The sequence below is a fragment of the Marinobacter sp. W-8 genome, from assembly GCF_044342215.1.
GTDB lineage: Bacteria > Pseudomonadota > Gammaproteobacteria > Pseudomonadales > Oleiphilaceae > Marinobacter > Marinobacter nauticus.
Genome location: NZ_CP172297.1, coordinates 2,247,215 through 2,262,467 on the forward strand (window position 1 = coordinate 2,247,215; position 15,253 = coordinate 2,262,467).

Consider the following 15,253-nt stretch of genomic DNA (forward strand, 5'->3'; position numbering starts at 1 on the left):
GTCTCTTTCATTGCCAGCCTCAGCCCGAGTCACAACCCAGCTCCTCAGGAACTGTAGCGCCCACGGGAAGCCGCCAGGAAATGCGGCTAAACCGTCACTCTACCAACGGCTCTAAACCGGGGAATCTGCCGAACCATATGAACCACACCGTCCTCGCATCGAGGGCACGGCCAGCTGCGTTGGGACTCCGAGCCATTCTTGACTTCAACATCGACCTCGGGTGGCTTTTGAAGGGCCTGACGAATGGCCGTCAGCTTGCGACGTCGGGTTCGGTTACTCAGATAACCAAAGTGACGAATCCGCATAAAGCCCTTGGGCAGGATATGCATGAGGAACCGTCGAACAAATTCCGCCCCTTCCAGTTGCAGGCTCTTCTGGCGCCCTCCTTCCCGGTAGTCCACATAGCGGATCATGATTCTGCCGCCGTCCTGTGACAACAAACGACCGTTACTGATAGCAATGCGGTGGGTGTAGCGAGCCAGGTAATCCACCACCGTCTCCGCCTGATTCAGACAAGGGCGGGCGTAAACCACCCAATCCTGCTGCATCACTTTTTTGAGTACGTCGTCGATGGCTTGAGGCTCCGTGAGTCTGTGCAATTCGCCGGTTCTGACCGATCGTCTGAGGGACGATACCATGCGGCCGCGAAAGCGGCGGGACAAGGCCCTGACGGGGAACAGATATTGATGTTTAGCCTCATGCCATTCTCCGGCCTCTGTGAGCACCCCGCCCGGAATCAGGCAATGCAGGTGAACGTGGCGACTCAGATTCTGCCCCCAGGTATGGAGCACGGCTGTCATGCCCAACTCACCCTGCAAGTGTTTGGTTTTATGGCCAAACTGACTGAGCGTATTCCAAACTGACTCAAACAGGCGACGGTAAACCACTTCCGGGTGCACCTGAACCCAGCCATTCAGGGCGTGGGGCACGGTGAACACCAGGTGGAAGTAGGGTACCGGCAGTAGCGATCGACGCTGGCGCTCACACCACTGTTGGCTAGCCCGACTCTGGCATTGCGGACAATGCCGGTCCCGGCAACCGTAGTAATGCACGGTTCGTGCTTTGCAGTGATCACAACGCATTTCCATACCGCCCATCCGGGCTGTGCGGCAATCCATCAGTCGACTGCACACCTTGCGACGGTGGCGGTCCAATGAGTCGGTCGAGAGGAACTGGGTCAGTGCCGACTGGACCGTAACTGAACCGGCCATCACGCACCTCCCAGATCCGCGATCAAGTCCGCAGGCGAACGGTTTTGTGAGGATATTCCCGGCAACCAGTGCAGGTAGCGCTCCGTGGTGCGCAGATCACTGTGCCCAAGATATTTCTGTAACTCGTTGAGCGGTACACAATGTTCCAGCTGATGGGTCGCATAGGCGTGGCGCAGTGCGTGTATCCCTCCGCGTCTTTGCACGCCGCTGAGTCGCTTGGCGTGACGATAAACCTTCTGGGCCGTGGTGGCGGTCAGGTGCTGACCAACCAGTACTTCACTCGGAAACAGCCAGAGTACGGGGCGGCCAAGGCACCAATACGCTCGCAATACATCGAGTAGCACGTCAGTCAGGGGCACCATGCGATCCTTACCGCCCTTGCCCTGATGGATGTGAAGCAGGTGGCGCTCCCCGTCGATGTTCTTCACTTGCAATGCCACGGCTTCACTCACTCGCAAGCCGCAGCCATACGTGATCAACAGCAAGGCCCGATGCTTGGGGTTCTTGGTGGCTCCCACTATCCTTGCAACGTCCTGACGAGTCAGTAACTCAGGAATGCGCTGTGGTCGCTTGGGCAGCACCAGGTTCACGTCGAAGTCTGCCCAATGCAGCACCTGCAGATACAAAAACCGAATGCCATGCAGGTAAAGCCGACAACTGGCCGGCGCCAGGGAACGTTCCTGGACGAGGTAATTAAAGTAGGTCTGCAGATCCCCGACCTCCAACTGGTCCGGGGATCGACGATAATATCGAGCCAGATCCGCGACTACATAGAGATAACTTTTTTGGGTCTGCGGGGAAAAACCATGCTGACGCATGGTCTGGATCATAGCCTGACGTAAGGGGGTCATGGCGGCATCTCCTCTTTGAAAAGCCCACTTGGGCCATTCAAAAGTATCCTCCAATCACCTGCATTCCGGGGAGTTTCTCAGTATCACCGCTACCGCGGAGCGGTTTAGTTCAACAGCTAATTATACGAACGCGTTCGTATAACACGCATTCGTATAACTCCAAAAAACGCGACTCTCAGAAACCCCAGCTTCACCAATAAAATCAGCAGATTACCTGAATCCACCACGGCTACCGCCGGAGTTATACGCCCGTGTTCGAGCCACCCCTGCTCCAGATTGGGGGCGTATAACTCCGCACGCCCCGATATTCCTTTTCAAACTTATCAGAAGGTTAGCAACATTTCGCCCTGGTTTCCCGGAGTTTTGCGAACGCGTTCGTATAACTCCGCTTCTGGATACTTGATTGACAATTCCGGAAAATTAAATACTGTATATTTATACATAATCATTAAGGAGCCAGGATATGGACATCCGCTGCCCGATTTCTCCGCAATCCACACGCTTTCTGGATCGGCTCAGAAATTTTATCCGACTTCGCGGTCTCGCTTACAAAACCGAGAAAACCTATGTGTTCTGGATCAAGTGCTTTGTCGGGAGTTTCGAGGCTTCCGGTTGTGTTCAGCCCGGACGAGGCCAGGCGGGTAATTGATAATCTGAAGGGCGAGTTCAAGCTGGTGGCCATGCTGATCTACGGTGCCGGCCTGAGGATTAACGAAGCTCTTCGCTTACGTGTCAAAGACGTCGATTTCGGCATGCAGCAGTTGATCGTTCGCGAAGGGAGAGGCAGGCTTTTGGAGTCTGGCTACGATTTGCGAACCATTCAGAAATTACTCGGGCACTCAGACGTGCGCACAACGGAGATCTACACCCACGTTGTGCAGAAAGGCGGCTTTGGAGTCCGCAGCCCGATTGACCAGGCCGTTTAGGATTCCCAGTTACTCGCTGGTATTCGGCGGATATGAATGTGGCTGATCAGGCGGATGGTGGGCCGTACCAGGAACTGGAAGCTGCCGATAATAAACAGCCAGATTGCGGCGGTCTCATGCTTCGGAAACAGGAAGAGTATGCTCCCCACCAGAAACCAGATGGCGATGAAGAAATCATTGATGATGCTGATCATCTCGTAGCGGCGCCGGATGATCAGCTCTTCGTGGCCAAGTTTCAGGGTAAGCGGGTTGTCCATTGATTGTTCGTCCATGGCACTTCCTGTTTCCGGTCTGTTTGAAGCGATTATGAGTAAAGTTCGTCGGTTCTGGCGGCCATGATGAAATCGTTTTTGTGCAGGCCTCCGATTTTATGGGTCCACCAGCGTACGGTGGCTTTCCCCCATTCCAACAGTATCGCGGGGTGGTGGCCCTCTTCTTCCGCCAGGTCCGCCACTTTGTTGGTAAAGGCCTGGGCCTGGACAAAGTTTTTGAAGGTAAACACCCGCTGTAACTGCTCTTCCCCATCCTGAACGATCAACTGCCATTCAGGCACGTCTTTCAACAGGGTCTGCTTTTCAGCATCCGTGACCTGGGGTGCATCGGCACTGCAGGCGCTGCAGCTTTGCTGGCCAAGATTCGACATAGCGTCCTCCACTATATTTGTGGCTTCAACCACATCGTGGGTGCCCGCCCGTCGTTTATCAACCCGGCAGTTGAAATCGACCCTTTTTCCGAATACTGTATATATAAACAGTACTCGAGAAATAAGCATGAGCAAATCACTCAACCACCTGCTTCAGGATGCCCGTATCTGGCAGGGTCATAAGCCCCAGAAACACGCCTCTCCGGCGGAGCACACGGGGTATCAGGTTCTGGATAACCAACTTGGTGGGCTCGGCTGGCCCAAGGGTGCCTTGAGTGAATGCCTGCTGGACAGCTGTGGCATTGGCGAGCTGCACCTGGTACTTCCGCTTATGCAGAAGGTCGCCAGGCAGGGAAAGACCATTTTCTGGCTGAACCCGCCCCACACACCTTATGCCCCGGCGCTGGCCAGGGCTGGCGTAAATACCGATCAACTGGTGCTGGTTCAAACTCACGATTCCGCTGACTTTCTGTGGACACTGGAAAACTGCCTGCGCTCCCCTGTCACAGGCCTGGTGATGGCCTGGCCGGGGAAGTTGGCCACCCGGGATATCCGCCGGCTGCAACTGGCCTCCGAAGCGGGTAACAATGTCTGCATTCTGTTTCGGGAACGTCGGCAGGCAGAGCAGCATTCACCGGCCGCGCTTCGGCTGGAATTGATTCCCGGAGAACACCAGGATCTCAAGATCAACATTCTGAAACGCCGTGGTAGCTGGCCAGGGCAGCGCTGCACTCTTGCCCTTGGGCATCGCGCGGGCATTCAGGCCAGCGACCCCACTGGTGTTATTCAGGGGCCATGGTCACAGGATGGAGCCACCTGATTCATGTTGTGGCTGTATCTGCACTTCCCTCACCTGCTGCTGGATCATGTTCGCCGCAGCCAGCAAACTCAGGGCGCACTTGCGGTGGTCGATCTTGCCGGGCAGGCTATCCTGCAGGTTTGTCCAGAAGCCGATCACCTGGGTATTCGGCCGGGCATGCGCCTCAAGACCGCACTGGGCCTGGCACCAGACCTGGTGATTCTGCATCTCGATTCTCAACAGGAAACCAATCTGCTGGAAGAGCAGGCCCGCTGGCTATACCGTTACGCGGCCCACATTACCCTGTCGCCGCCGCACGGTCTGTGGGCTGAAGTCAGCAGCCTCCAGCGGCTATATGGCGGGCTTCCCGCCGTTTGGCAAACGGTCGAGCAGGCTCTGGCAGAGCGGCAACTCACTGCCTGGCTGGCTCTTGGGCATACGCCACTGGCGGCTCAGCTCCTTGCGCAAGCAGGCAAAGGCGAGTGCACCGCAGACAAAGGCCACATTCTGACGGCCCTGGGCAAGCTGCCTCTGGTGGCTGCAGGTTTTGATGAAAAATCCTGTACCCGCCTGCATCGCCTGGGGCTGAATACGCTGGCTGAAGTCTTCAATCTGCCAGCCCGGGAACTGGCACGGAGGCTATCCCCGGAGCTGCTGGCACGTATACAAAAAGCCCAGGGCACCAGGCCAGACCCCAAATCGCCCTGGCCCCCCCCGCACCGATTTCGCCAGCGGGCCGATTTTATTCAGGAAGTGGAGCATGCCCAAGGGCTTTTGTTCGCGCTGCAGCGGATTCTGACCGAGCTGGAAGAAGACCTGTGCTGGCGCCAACAGGACACCGATACCCTGCATCTTTTACTCCAACACCGGCACGAAGAAGCCACCCGGTTAACGTTGCGAACGACTGGTCCGGAGCATCGGACAGAGAGTTTTCTGAAACTGCTGCGCCTGAAACTGGATCAGCACCCGCTGCGGGCACCGGTGATCAGTCTGTCCCTGTCGGTAAAGCGGTTTCTGGGCCGGGAAACCCCGGTTGGCCAGGACCTCCTGGGCGATGGTCAGGACCTGAATGAAGCCTGGCATACGCTGGCCAGTCGTTTACAGGCCCGCCTTGGTACTGAGGCATTGCAACAGCTTGCACCGCGGGCAGACCACCGCCCGGAGTTTGCCTGGACAGCCTCCGCCATAAAACCAGCCAGCAGGCACAGCGAAACACCAGAGGTCTCTGGCCTGCCTGCGCGCCCTTTATGGCTGTTATCCACGCCACACCCACTGGCAGAACCTCCGGCCAGATGGTTCTCGGGGCCGGAACGCATCAGTGCTGGCTGGTGGGACGGCCAGCGGGTGCACCGTGACTACTATATTGCCCAGTTGTCCAGCGGCCAGTTGGCGTGGGTGTTCCGGGATATCCGCGATGGCTGGTACATACACGGGTGGTTTGGCTGATGGATTCTGATTACGCCGAGCTGTTCTGCTTCAGCAACTTCACCTTCCTGACCGGCGCCTCCCATCCTCATGAACTGGCTGAGCAAGCCGCGGAGCTTGGCTATCGGGCAATTGCCATCACCGATACCTGTTCGGTGGCAGGCATCCCCAGAGCCTGGGCAGCCCTTAAAGACAGCCCGGTAAAGCTGATTACCGGGAGCTGGTTCGAACTGAGCGATACTCCCGAGGGCGCCACTGCCCCACCCCGGTTCATACTGCTGGCTCGAACCCGCGAGGGCTACGGTCAGCTTTGCCAATTGATCACCACCGGGCGGCGACGCGCTGAGAAAGGGCAATACCGGTTATTGACCCGGGACATCGAAACCCATTCGCTGGACCACTGCCTCTGCCTGTGGCTGCCACCGCTGGTATCACAAACCAACGCGCACCAGGCATTGATCACCGGCGAATGGCTGCAACGGATTTTCGAGCACAGGCTACGCCTTGCAGCGACCCGCACACTGGAAGCCGGCGAGGAACAGCAACTGGTCCGTGTACGGTGGTTAGCTGAACAAATGCGCTGCGCAGTGGTGGCAACCGGCCAGGTTCATATGCATCGCCGCGAACGCCAGCCATTACAGGACGTGCTGACAGCTCTGCGCCACCACACCACGCTGGAACAGGCCGGACACTGTCTGTTTCAGAATGCCGAGCGTTATTTGCGCCCGATACCGGTTATCCGGCGACTATTCCCCGAGCCCTGGGTTCGGGAGACCGTGGCAATCGCCGAAGCCTGCAGCTTTGAGCCTGGCAGCCTGCGTTATGAATACCCTCCCGATTTAGTGCCGGAACACGAAACACCCACATCGTTTCTGGCGCGACTCACCCGGGAGGGTGAACGGCGGCGTTACCCATCGGGCACACCCATGAAGGTGCAGGCACTGATTCGCAAAGAGCTGGAGCTGATTGCCGAACTGCGCTACGAACACTATTTTCTCACCATCCACGACATCGTCGACTTTGCCCGGCGCCAGGGCATTCTTTGCCAGGGCCGGGGATCCGCGGCCAATTCCGCGGTCTGTTACTGCCTGGGCATCACCGAGGTGAACCCGGCCAATGTGGAACTGCTGTTTGAACGGTTCATCTCCAAAGACCGGGATGAGCCCCCCGACATCGATGTGGATTTCGAGCACGAACGGCGTGAAGAGGTTATTCAGTACATTTACCAGCGCTACGGCCGTGAGCGGGCCGCCCTGGCCGCCACCGTGATTCGTTATCGCCCCCGCAGCGCCATCCGGGATGTGGGCAAGGCGCTGGGCTTTGATGCCACACTGGTGGAGAAGCTGCTGGATGGCATCGACTGGCGTGACAAGGCCACCGGCTGGCGCCAGCAGATTCTGGACAAGGGCCTGACCCGCAGCCCCAAAGTCGCGGATCAGTTCTTCACGCTGGTGAACACCTTGCTGGGCTTTCCACGCCACCTGTCCCAGCACGTGGGCGGTTTCGTGATCAGCGCCGGCCCGCTTTCAGAACTGGTGCCTGTCGAGAATGCCGCCATGGAAGGGCGCACGGTTATCCAGTGGGACAAAGACGACCTGGAAAGCCTGGGGCTGATGAAGGTGGATGTCCTGGCCCTGGGCATGCTCACCGCTATTCGCAAAGCACTGGCGCTGATCAGTGAAGAGAAAGGCACGCCGTTTACCATTCAGGATGTCCCTCAGGAAAACCCTGCCACCTACGCCATGCTGCAAAAAGGCGACAGTATCGGTGTCTTTCAGGTGGAGTCCCGCGCCCAGATCAACATGCTCCCGCGGCTTAAACCGGAAACCTGGTACGACCTTGTGATCGAAGTCGCCATCGTTCGCCCGGGGCCCATACAAGGCGACATGGTGCACCCCTACCTGCGCCGAAAACACGGCATGGAAGCGGTGGAATACCCCAACGATGCCGTACGCCAGGTGCTGGAGCGCACCCTCGGGGTGCCGATCTTCCAGGAACAGGTCATCAAACTGGCCATGGTTGCCGCCGGTTTCAGTGCGGGCGAGGCCGATAAACTTCGCCGCGCCATGGCGGCCTGGAAATCCCATGGCGATCTGACACCTTTCCGCGACAAACTGATTCAGGGCATGCTGGAGCGGGGCCACGATGCCGACTTCGCCGAGCGCCTGTACAAACAGATCTGCGGCTTTGGTGGCTATGGATTTCCGGAATCCCATGCCGCCAGCTTTGCCTTGCTGGTGTACGTCTCTGCCTGGATCAAACGCCACCATCCGGCAGCATTCTATTGCGCCTTGCTCAACAGCCAGCCAATGGGCTTTTACTCGCCCAGCCAGCTGGTTCAGGATGCCCGGCGCCACAACGTTACCGTGCTGCCACCAGACGTCAACCACAGCCAGTGGCAGCACACCCTGCAAGGTCCGGAGCAGCACCTGCGCCTTGGCCTTAGAATCATTCAAGGCCTGTCTCGCAATGGCGCCGAGCGCGTCCACCAGAACCGCCCGGCAAACGGTTACCAAAGCGCCGCCGAACTGCGCACCCGAGCTGGCCTCAACCAGAGCGACATGGAACTTCTCGCCGGCGCCAACGCCATGCCCGGCTTCACCAGCAACCGCCACCAGGCTTACTGGCAACTGCTCGAACACGAAGAACCCGCCGAGCTCTTCGCTAACGAAGCCATGACCGAATACACACCGGAACCCTGCCACCTGCTCCCGGAGCCCACCGAAGGGCAAAACGTACTGGCCGACTACAGCAGCCAGGGTTTAACACTACAAAGGCATCCCCTTGCCCTGCTCCGCGAACAAGGCCACCTGCGCCATTGCCTCACCGCCGACCAACTCAAAGCCACCCGTCCCGGCATCCCCGTACAAGTTGCCGGCCTGGTCACCGGCCGCCAACGGCCCGGCACCGCTTCCGGCGTCACCTTCGTCACCCTTGAAGACGAAACCGGCAACGTCAACGTCGTCGTCTGGCTAGACACCGCCCGCCGCCAACGCAAACCGTTGCTCACCGCCCGGTTGTTACACGTAAAAGGAGTTATCGAAAAAGAGGGGGATATCGTTCATGTCATGGCCGGCAAGCTGTCTGACTTGAGCCATCTGATTAACTCGCTACCGGTCAGCTCCCGGGATTTCCACTGACCCAAAACGAAAAAGCCCCGCCAAAGGCGGGGCTTTTCAACGCAAACCGTACGAATGATCAGCTCAGAAGCTTGATCATCACACCGGCTGCCACTGCAGAGCCGATAACACCGGCCACGTTCGGACCCATAGCGTGCATCAGCAGGAAGTTCTGCGGGTTGGCCTCCAGGCCCACCTTGTTGGACACACGCGCCGCCATGGGTACCGCGGATACGCCCGCGGAGCCAATCAACGGGTTGATCGGTTCCTTGCTGAACTTGTTCATCAGTTTCGCCATCAGTACACCGGAAGCGGTACCCACACCGAAAGCCACAATACCTAGGCCCAGGATACCCAGCGTCTGGCCATCCAGGAACTTGTCGGCCATCAGCTTGGAGCCAACAGACAGACCCAGGAAGATGGTTACGATGTTGATCAGCGCGTTCTGTGCGGTATCGCTCAGACGCTCTACCACGCCACACTCACGCATCAGGTTACCAAAGCAGAACATACCCAGCAGCGGAGCCGCATCGGGCAGGAACAGAACCACGGCAATCAGAACAACCAGAGGGAAGACGATCTTCTCTTTCTTGCTCACGGGACGGAGCTGGGTCATTTTGATCGCACGTTCTTTTTCGCTGGTCAAAGCCTTCATGATCGGGGGTTGAATCATCGGCACCATCGCCATGTATGCATAGGCGGAGACTGCAATCGCACCCAGCAGGTGCGGAGCCAGCACGCTCGCTACATAGATGGAAGTGGGGCCATCAGCGCCACCAATAATGCCGATCGCAGCGGCTTCAAGGATGTTGAAGTCCAATACCCCGGTCCAATCCAGCAGCGCCGCACCAATCACGGTACCGAAGATACCGAACTGAGCCGCTGCACCCAGAAGCATGGTCTTGGGGTTCGCCAGCAACGGTCCAAAATCCGTCATTGCACCAACACCCATGAAGATCAACAGCGGCCCGACTGTGCTACCAATAACCACAGAGTAGAAGTTATAGAGCATGCCGTTGCCGTAGCCGAAATCCTGGGCAATGGAATTAGCCATCGCCATTTCGGAGTAACTGGCTTCTTTAACCGCCACCTTGAACGCGTCTTTGAGTTCAGGCGTAATCGCTTGTCCAACCTGGTAAGCGACGTCCAGCGGTGCCGCTAGCGCAGCCAGAATCTCGGATTTGCCACCTTGCAGCGCAAAGTGAATGGCGTTCTCCGCCGCAGTCAGGGCAAGCCCTGCCTCCGGAATATTCGCCAGAATACCGCCAAACCCGATGGGAACCAGCAGCAACGGCTCAAAACCCTTGCGAATGGCAAGGAAGAGAAGCAGCAGGCCGATGGCGATCATGATCACCTGGCCGAGCTCGATGTTGAACAGGCCACTGCCTGTCCACAGTGTCATTAATTTATCCATGGAATGCTGGCCCTTATGCGATTGTCAGCATTTCATCATCAGGGGAGACGGCATCACCGACCTTGATGAAGACTTCGCCGATAGTACCGGCTTTCGGTGCGCGAACCTCGGTTTCCATCTTCATGGCTTCGAGGATAATCAGCACGTCACCTTCCTCAACGGTGTCACCCGGGGAAACCAGAACCTTGAAGATGTTACCGCCCAGCGGCGCCACCAGAGGCTCGCCTTCGCCTGCCGCCGGAGCAGGTGCAGAGGAAGCGGCCGGAGCAGACGCGGTGCCACCGTCACCCTGGATCTGGGTAATCTCGCCACCTTCAGAAACCGCCACCACAAACTTCTTGCCGTTAACTTCAACGGTGTAAGTCTCCGGGCCCGCGGCTTTCTTGGCCGGTGCGGCGTCTTCTGCGGTCGGGACCGGCTCGAACGCATCCGGGTTGTTGCGGTTCTCCAGGAACTTCAGGCCGATCTGTGGGAACAGCGCGTAGGTCAGCACGTCGTCTTCAAGATTGTCGGCCAGCTTGATGCCCTTCTCGTCCGCCAGCTTCTTGAGCTCGTCGGTCAGCTTGTCCATTTCCGGTTCAAGCACATCTGCAGGACGACAGGTCATGACTTCCTTGCCATCCAGAACACGCTCCTGCAGCTCTTTGTTCATGGGGGCTGGCGCTGCGCCGTACTCACCCTTCAGAATGGCGGAGGTTTCCTTGGAGATGGACTTGTAACGCTCGCCCGTCAGAACATTCAGTACCGCCTGGGTGCCGACAATCTGCGAGGTCGGGGTCACCAGCGGAATGAAGCCCAGGTCTTCACGAACCTTGGGAATTTCTTCCAGCACCTGGTCAAACTTGTCGCTTGCGTTCTGCTCACGCAGCTGGTTTTCCATGTTAGTCAGCATACCGCCCGGTACCTGAGCAATCAGGATGCGGGAATCAGTGCCGCGCAGGCTGCCCTCAAACTTCGCGTACTTCTTGCGCACCTGGCGGAAATAGGCGGCAATTTCTTCCAGCAGGTTCAGATCAAGACCGGTGTCACGATCGGTACCTTCCAGAATGGCCACAAGCGCCTCGGTGGGCGAGTGGCCATAGGTCATGCTCATGGAGGAAATAGCAGTATCCACGTTATCGATACCGGCTTCCGCAGCCTTGATGGCGGTGGCGGTCGACATGCCGGTGGTGGCGTGGCACTGCATGTGGATGGGGATATCCAGCTCTTTCTTCAGGCGGCTGACCAGATCATAGGCCACATACGGCTTGAGAATACCAGCCATGTCCTTGATCGCGATGGAATCTGCGCCCATGTCGGCGACTTCTTTCGCCAGATCTACCCACATATCGATGGTGTGCACAGGGCTGGTGGTGTAAGCAATCGTACCCTGGGCATGCTTGCCGGTCTTGCGAACGGCCTTAATCGCGCGGTCCATGTTGCGGGGATCGTTCATGGCATCAAAAATACGGAACACGTCTACGCCGTTCTCGGCGGCACGCTCACAGAAACGGTCAACCACATCATCCGCATAGTGACGATAGCCCAACAGGTTCTGGCCGCGCAGAAGCATCTGCTGGCGAGTATTGGGCATGGCTTTTTTAAGTTCGCGGATGCGCTCCCAGGGGTCTTCGCCCAGGTAACGGATACAGGCATCAAAGGTAGCCCCGCCCCAGGATTCCAGCGACCAGAAACCCACTTTGTCGAGTTTCTCGGCGATTGGCAGCATGTCGTCCAGACGCATGCGGGTGGCGAGCAGGGATTGGTGGGCGTCACGCAGAATTACGTCCGTAATCCCCAGCGGTTTTTTCGTGTCAGTCATCGTGTCAGCCTTCTGTTAAAAGGTTCTAATCGTGTACCGGGGTCACTTCTTGTGGCGTGACCGGTATTGTGCAATCGCCTTCTTGATGGCCTCGGCGGTGTCAGGGTCAACCGACGTGGGCGCCTTCGGCTTGGCACGTGGCGTTCTGGCCGGGGTTGCCGGCTCTGGCGGCGCAAACCGCAGGATGATTTTGGACATCAGGCCGGTCGCGAATACCAGAATAATCAGGAACACGAACACGAAGCCCATGCCGGCAATCATCAAGTCTACGGCTTGTGACATCAGCTCATTCATATCGAACAGCTACCTGTATTGGTTTGTTGATTTCCCCGTACCGCCCGACAAGCCACCACTAAAACTAAAGTCTAATGGCCCGGCGGAACAATTCGGGAGGCAAAATCCTGCGTAATTTACCGTTTTCAATGACCAGGAGCAACCTGAAGCACGCATTTCTATAGGGACTTTCCGAGCGTCCCGGCCTGAAATGACAGCTGTTGAGACAATCTTACCCAGCTCTAATCATGCATATCTAACCCGGAATTTCCGGCCTTTCACCTTGCCTTTCTCCAGCCGCGCCAGCGCCTGGGCCGCCCACCGGGATTCAACCGCCACGAAACACTGAAAGTCGAACAGATCGATTTTGCCGACTGCAGCGCCGGGAATACCAGCCTCGCCGGTGAGAGCCCCCATCACATCGCCGGGGCGCACCTTGTCTTTGCGACCGCCAGCCAGGCACAGCGTTTTCATGGCCGGCGTAACCGGGCGCAACGCCTCCGCCAGCAACGCTTCGGTATCACCCCACAACACCGGCTCGCCCCGCTCCGTTTCCAGGCGCGTAATCTTGTGGCCCTGGCGCGGGGTGCAAAGGGTAACCGCATGCCCCTGCTCCCCTGCCCGGCCGGTACGGCCCACCCGATGGGTGTGTACCTCGGGATCCCGCGCAGGCTCGGCATTGATGACCAGCGGTAGCCCTTTGATGTCGAGCCCCCTTGCCGCCACATCGGTAGCCACCAGAACCGTACAACTATGGTTGGCAAATCGAACCAGAGCGCTGTCCCGTTCGCGCTGGTCCAGATCGCCGTGTAGCGATAATGCCGATAACCCAAGACGACCCAGCTCATCCGACAGCTCATCACAGTCCCGCTTGGTGGTACAGAACACCAGAGACGACACCGGCTGAAAACGGGAAAGCAGTGCTGCCACTGCGGCCGCCCGCTGGTCCGGCTGGATTTCGTAAAAGGATTCTTCAATGGTGATGGTGGCCGCTTTTGATTCCACCCGCACGTCTTCCGGCTTGCTCTGGAATTGCTCGCTCAGCTTTCTGATTGCCGGCGGCCAGGTGGCGGAGAACAGCAGCGTCTGCCTGCCGCCAGGAGATTGGGAAACGATACTGGTGACCACCTCCTCGAACCCCATATCCAGCATGCGGTCCGCCTCGTCCAGCACCAGCACTTTCAAGCCATCCAGCGAAAGCGTACCTTTGCGCAGGTGGTCATCTACCCGGCCGGGAGTGCCCACGACGATATGAGCGCCATGGCTGAGCGACCCGATCTGGGGGCCGATAGGCACACCACCACACAACGTCAGCACCTTCACGTTATCTTTGGCCCGTGCCAGCTCTCGCAACGCTTTGGCCACTTGATCCGCCAGTTCCCGGGTGGGACAAAGAACAAGACTCTGAACCTGGAAGCGTCGCGGATCGATGGTCTCGATAATCGGTATCCCGAACGCCGCTGTCTTGCCGCTGCCGGTTTGCGCCATGGCAATCACGTCCTTGCCCGCCAACGCAAGCGGAACCGCCTCTGCCTGAACCGGCGTGGGTTGCTGGTAACCCAATTGATCAAGATTGGCCTGCATGGCCGCGGAAAGGCCAAGCGCTTTAAAAGATGACATAGAAAAATCCGTGGGGTGGGTTGTGATGGGTTATTGAGAGAATGCTGACGGCGTATACTTAACGTTTGATCGTACCAGTTTATCATGAATTCACGGAGTCACTGATGGCCTCACTGCAGGAACAGTTATTAAAGGCCGGGCTGGCAGACGAAAAGAAAGCCCGGGAAGTACGAAATGAAAAACGAAAACAGAGAAAACAACAGCCCAAAGGCGCCACGGTTGTAAACGAAGCCGAAGAGCGCGCCCGCAAGACCCGCCAGGAAAAAGCCGAGCGGGATCGGCAGCTCAACCTTGAGCGCAAGCAAGAGGCTGAGAAAAAGGCAATTCAGGCGCAGATTCGCCAGCTGATTGAAACCAATCGCCTGGACCGGAGCCGCGGCGAAACCTCCTACCAGTTTGTCGACGGCAAGAAAATCAAGAAGATTCTGGTGGACGACCAGATGGTTGACCAACTCTCTCGCGGCCGACTGGCCATCGTGGCATTGGGTGACAACTATGAGATTGTCCCGGACAGGGTAGCCCGGAAGATTATGGAGCGCGACGAGAACGCCATCATCTCAATGCATGATCGTAAACAGGATGACGCAGGCGAAGACGACCCGTATGCAGGGTATGAAATCCCCGACGATTTGATGTGGTAGAGGCAATAAAAAACCCCGCACAAGGCGGGGGATTTTATTTTTTATAGCAAAACGCCCCAGCCCACATAGCATGCGAACTGAGGCGCTTTAACTTTAATATGGCGCGGCTGGGAGGATTCGAACCTCCGACCGCCTGGTTCGTAGCCAGGTACTCTATCCAGCTGAGCTACAGCCGCTTGAAACTGATTTGCGATGTTGGCGCGGCTGGGAGGATTCGAACCTCCGACCGCCTGGTTCGTAGCCAGGTACTCTATCCAGCTGAGCTACAGCCGCGCATCGCAACGTTGAGTGCTACCTCAACTATTCTCACTTCTCTCCGGGGAGAAAATGGCGGAGAGGGAGGGATTCGAACCCTCGGTACGATTGCTCGTACGGTTCCTTAGCAGGGAACTGGTTTCAGCCACTCACCCACCTCTCCTTGAGAACGGGGCGTATACTACCATAATTTTTCTGTTTTCATAGGGTTGACACGACTTTTTTCTGGCCGATTTTCCCCACAATCAAAAAAGCCGTCCGGGTTACCCTCGAAC

13 protein-coding genes, 3 tRNA genes and 1 pseudogene are annotated in these 15,253 nt (G+C 57.6%); 6 read left to right on the plus strand and 11 right to left on the minus strand.

Going from position 1 to position 15,253, the window contains the following annotated elements:
* Window positions 1–86 precede the first annotated feature (86 nt).
* Both ACF8YQ_RS10470 and ACF8YQ_RS10475 read right to left on the minus strand, forming a co-directional pair.
* Window positions 87–1,211, minus strand: a complete 1,125-nt coding sequence (locus tag ACF8YQ_RS10470; protein WP_394133511.1) for an IS91 family transposase — start codon at window positions 1,209–1,211, stop codon at window positions 87–89.
* Window positions 1,211–2,062 carry a tyrosine-type recombinase/integrase gene (locus ACF8YQ_RS10475; protein ID WP_396621338.1) on the minus strand — a complete coding sequence of 284 codons (852 nt, stop codon included), beginning with the start codon at window positions 2,060–2,062 and terminating at the stop codon, window positions 1,211–1,213. The genes ACF8YQ_RS10470 and ACF8YQ_RS10475 overlap by 1 nt, the downstream gene beginning before the upstream one ends.
* 463 nt (window positions 2,063–2,525) lie before the next feature.
* On the opposite strand from ACF8YQ_RS10475, the gene ACF8YQ_RS10480 reads away from it, so the two are divergent.
* Both ACF8YQ_RS10480 and ACF8YQ_RS10485 read left to right on the plus strand, forming a co-directional pair.
* Window positions 2,526–2,711 (plus strand): phage integrase N-terminal SAM-like domain-containing protein, encoded by a 186-nt coding sequence (locus ACF8YQ_RS10480; protein WP_396621339.1) that lies wholly within the window; start codon window positions 2,526–2,528, stop codon window positions 2,709–2,711.
* A pseudogene (locus ACF8YQ_RS10485) lies at window positions 2,665–2,988 on the plus strand (tyrosine-type recombinase/integrase); the annotation flags it as partial. The gene ACF8YQ_RS10480 and the pseudogene ACF8YQ_RS10485, both read left to right, overlap by 47 nt.
* Here ACF8YQ_RS10485 and ACF8YQ_RS10490 read toward each other — a convergent pair.
* Window positions 2,985–3,260 (minus strand): YrhK family protein, encoded by a 276-nt coding sequence (locus ACF8YQ_RS10490; protein ID WP_014421871.1) that lies wholly within the window; start codon window positions 3,258–3,260, stop codon window positions 2,985–2,987. The pseudogene ACF8YQ_RS10485 and the gene ACF8YQ_RS10490 overlap by 4 nt on opposite strands.
* Before the next feature lie 32 nt (window positions 3,261–3,292).
* Entirely contained in the window at window positions 3,293–3,631 is a 339-nt protein-coding gene (locus ACF8YQ_RS10495; RefSeq protein WP_226597920.1) for a 4a-hydroxytetrahydrobiopterin dehydratase, read from the minus strand.
* 127 nt (window positions 3,632–3,758) lie between these two features.
* Here ACF8YQ_RS10495 and imuA point away from each other — a divergent pair, with 127 nt between their 5' ends.
* Genes imuA through ACF8YQ_RS10510 form a run of 3 tightly spaced genes read left to right on the plus strand, consistent with a single transcriptional unit; the run spans window position 3,759 to window position 8,995 of the window.
* The gene (imuA, locus tag ACF8YQ_RS10500) at window positions 3,759–4,451 is read left to right on the plus strand and encodes a translesion DNA synthesis-associated protein ImuA (RefSeq protein ID WP_011784491.1); all 693 of its coding nucleotides are present in this window, start codon (window positions 3,759–3,761) and stop codon (window positions 4,449–4,451) included.
* 3 nt (window positions 4,452–4,454) lie between these two features.
* Complete coding sequence (locus tag ACF8YQ_RS10505; RefSeq protein WP_396621340.1) at window positions 4,455–5,876, plus strand: Y-family DNA polymerase; 1,422 nt, start codon at window positions 4,455–4,457, stop codon at window positions 5,874–5,876.
* Window positions 5,876–8,995: an error-prone DNA polymerase gene (locus ACF8YQ_RS10510; RefSeq protein WP_396621341.1), complete on the plus strand. Its 3,120-nt coding sequence runs from the start codon at window positions 5,876–5,878 to the stop codon at window positions 8,993–8,995. Before ACF8YQ_RS10505 ends, ACF8YQ_RS10510 begins: the two co-directional genes overlap by 1 nt.
* 58 nt (window positions 8,996–9,053) lie before the next feature.
* Here the strand turns inward: ACF8YQ_RS10510 and ACF8YQ_RS10515 are convergent, their stop codons facing one another.
* The 4 genes from ACF8YQ_RS10515 to dbpA all read right to left on the minus strand — a co-directional run bounded on the left by ACF8YQ_RS10515 (window position 9,054) and on the right by dbpA (window position 14,082).
* Window positions 9,054–10,388: a sodium ion-translocating decarboxylase subunit beta gene (locus ACF8YQ_RS10515; RefSeq protein WP_011784488.1), complete on the minus strand. Its 1,335-nt coding sequence runs from the start codon at window positions 10,386–10,388 to the stop codon at window positions 9,054–9,056.
* Window positions 10,389–10,401: 13 nt separating this feature from the next.
* Window positions 10,402–12,189: a sodium-extruding oxaloacetate decarboxylase subunit alpha gene (gene oadA, locus ACF8YQ_RS10520; protein WP_396621342.1), complete on the minus strand. Its 1,788-nt coding sequence runs from the start codon at window positions 12,187–12,189 to the stop codon at window positions 10,402–10,404.
* A 42-nt stretch (window positions 12,190–12,231) separates the two neighbouring features.
* Window positions 12,232–12,483: an OadG family protein gene (locus ACF8YQ_RS10525; RefSeq protein ID WP_011784486.1), complete on the minus strand. Its 252-nt coding sequence runs from the start codon at window positions 12,481–12,483 to the stop codon at window positions 12,232–12,234.
* 225 nt (window positions 12,484–12,708) lie between these two features.
* Window positions 12,709–14,082, minus strand: coding sequence for an ATP-dependent RNA helicase DbpA (gene dbpA / locus ACF8YQ_RS10530; protein WP_396621343.1), 1,374 nt, complete (start codon window positions 14,080–14,082; stop codon window positions 12,709–12,711).
* A gap of 104 nt (window positions 14,083–14,186) precedes the next feature.
* Between dbpA and ACF8YQ_RS10535 the strand changes: the two genes are divergently transcribed.
* Complete coding sequence (locus tag ACF8YQ_RS10535; RefSeq protein ID WP_396621344.1) at window positions 14,187–14,723, plus strand: DUF2058 domain-containing protein; 537 nt, start codon at window positions 14,187–14,189, stop codon at window positions 14,721–14,723.
* A 99-nt stretch (window positions 14,724–14,822) separates the two neighbouring features.
* Here ACF8YQ_RS10535 and ACF8YQ_RS10540 read toward each other — a convergent pair.
* The 3 genes from ACF8YQ_RS10540 to ACF8YQ_RS10550 all read right to left on the minus strand — a co-directional run bounded on the left by ACF8YQ_RS10540 (window position 14,823) and on the right by ACF8YQ_RS10550 (window position 15,141).
* Window positions 14,823–14,899: transfer RNA gene (locus tag ACF8YQ_RS10540), tRNA-Arg, on the minus strand.
* Window positions 14,900–14,919: 20 nt separating this feature from the next.
* Window positions 14,920–14,996: transfer RNA gene (locus tag ACF8YQ_RS10545), tRNA-Arg, on the minus strand.
* 55 nt (window positions 14,997–15,051) lie between these two features.
* Window positions 15,052–15,141: transfer RNA gene (locus ACF8YQ_RS10550), tRNA-Ser, on the minus strand.
* Window positions 15,142–15,253: the final 112 nt, after the last annotated feature.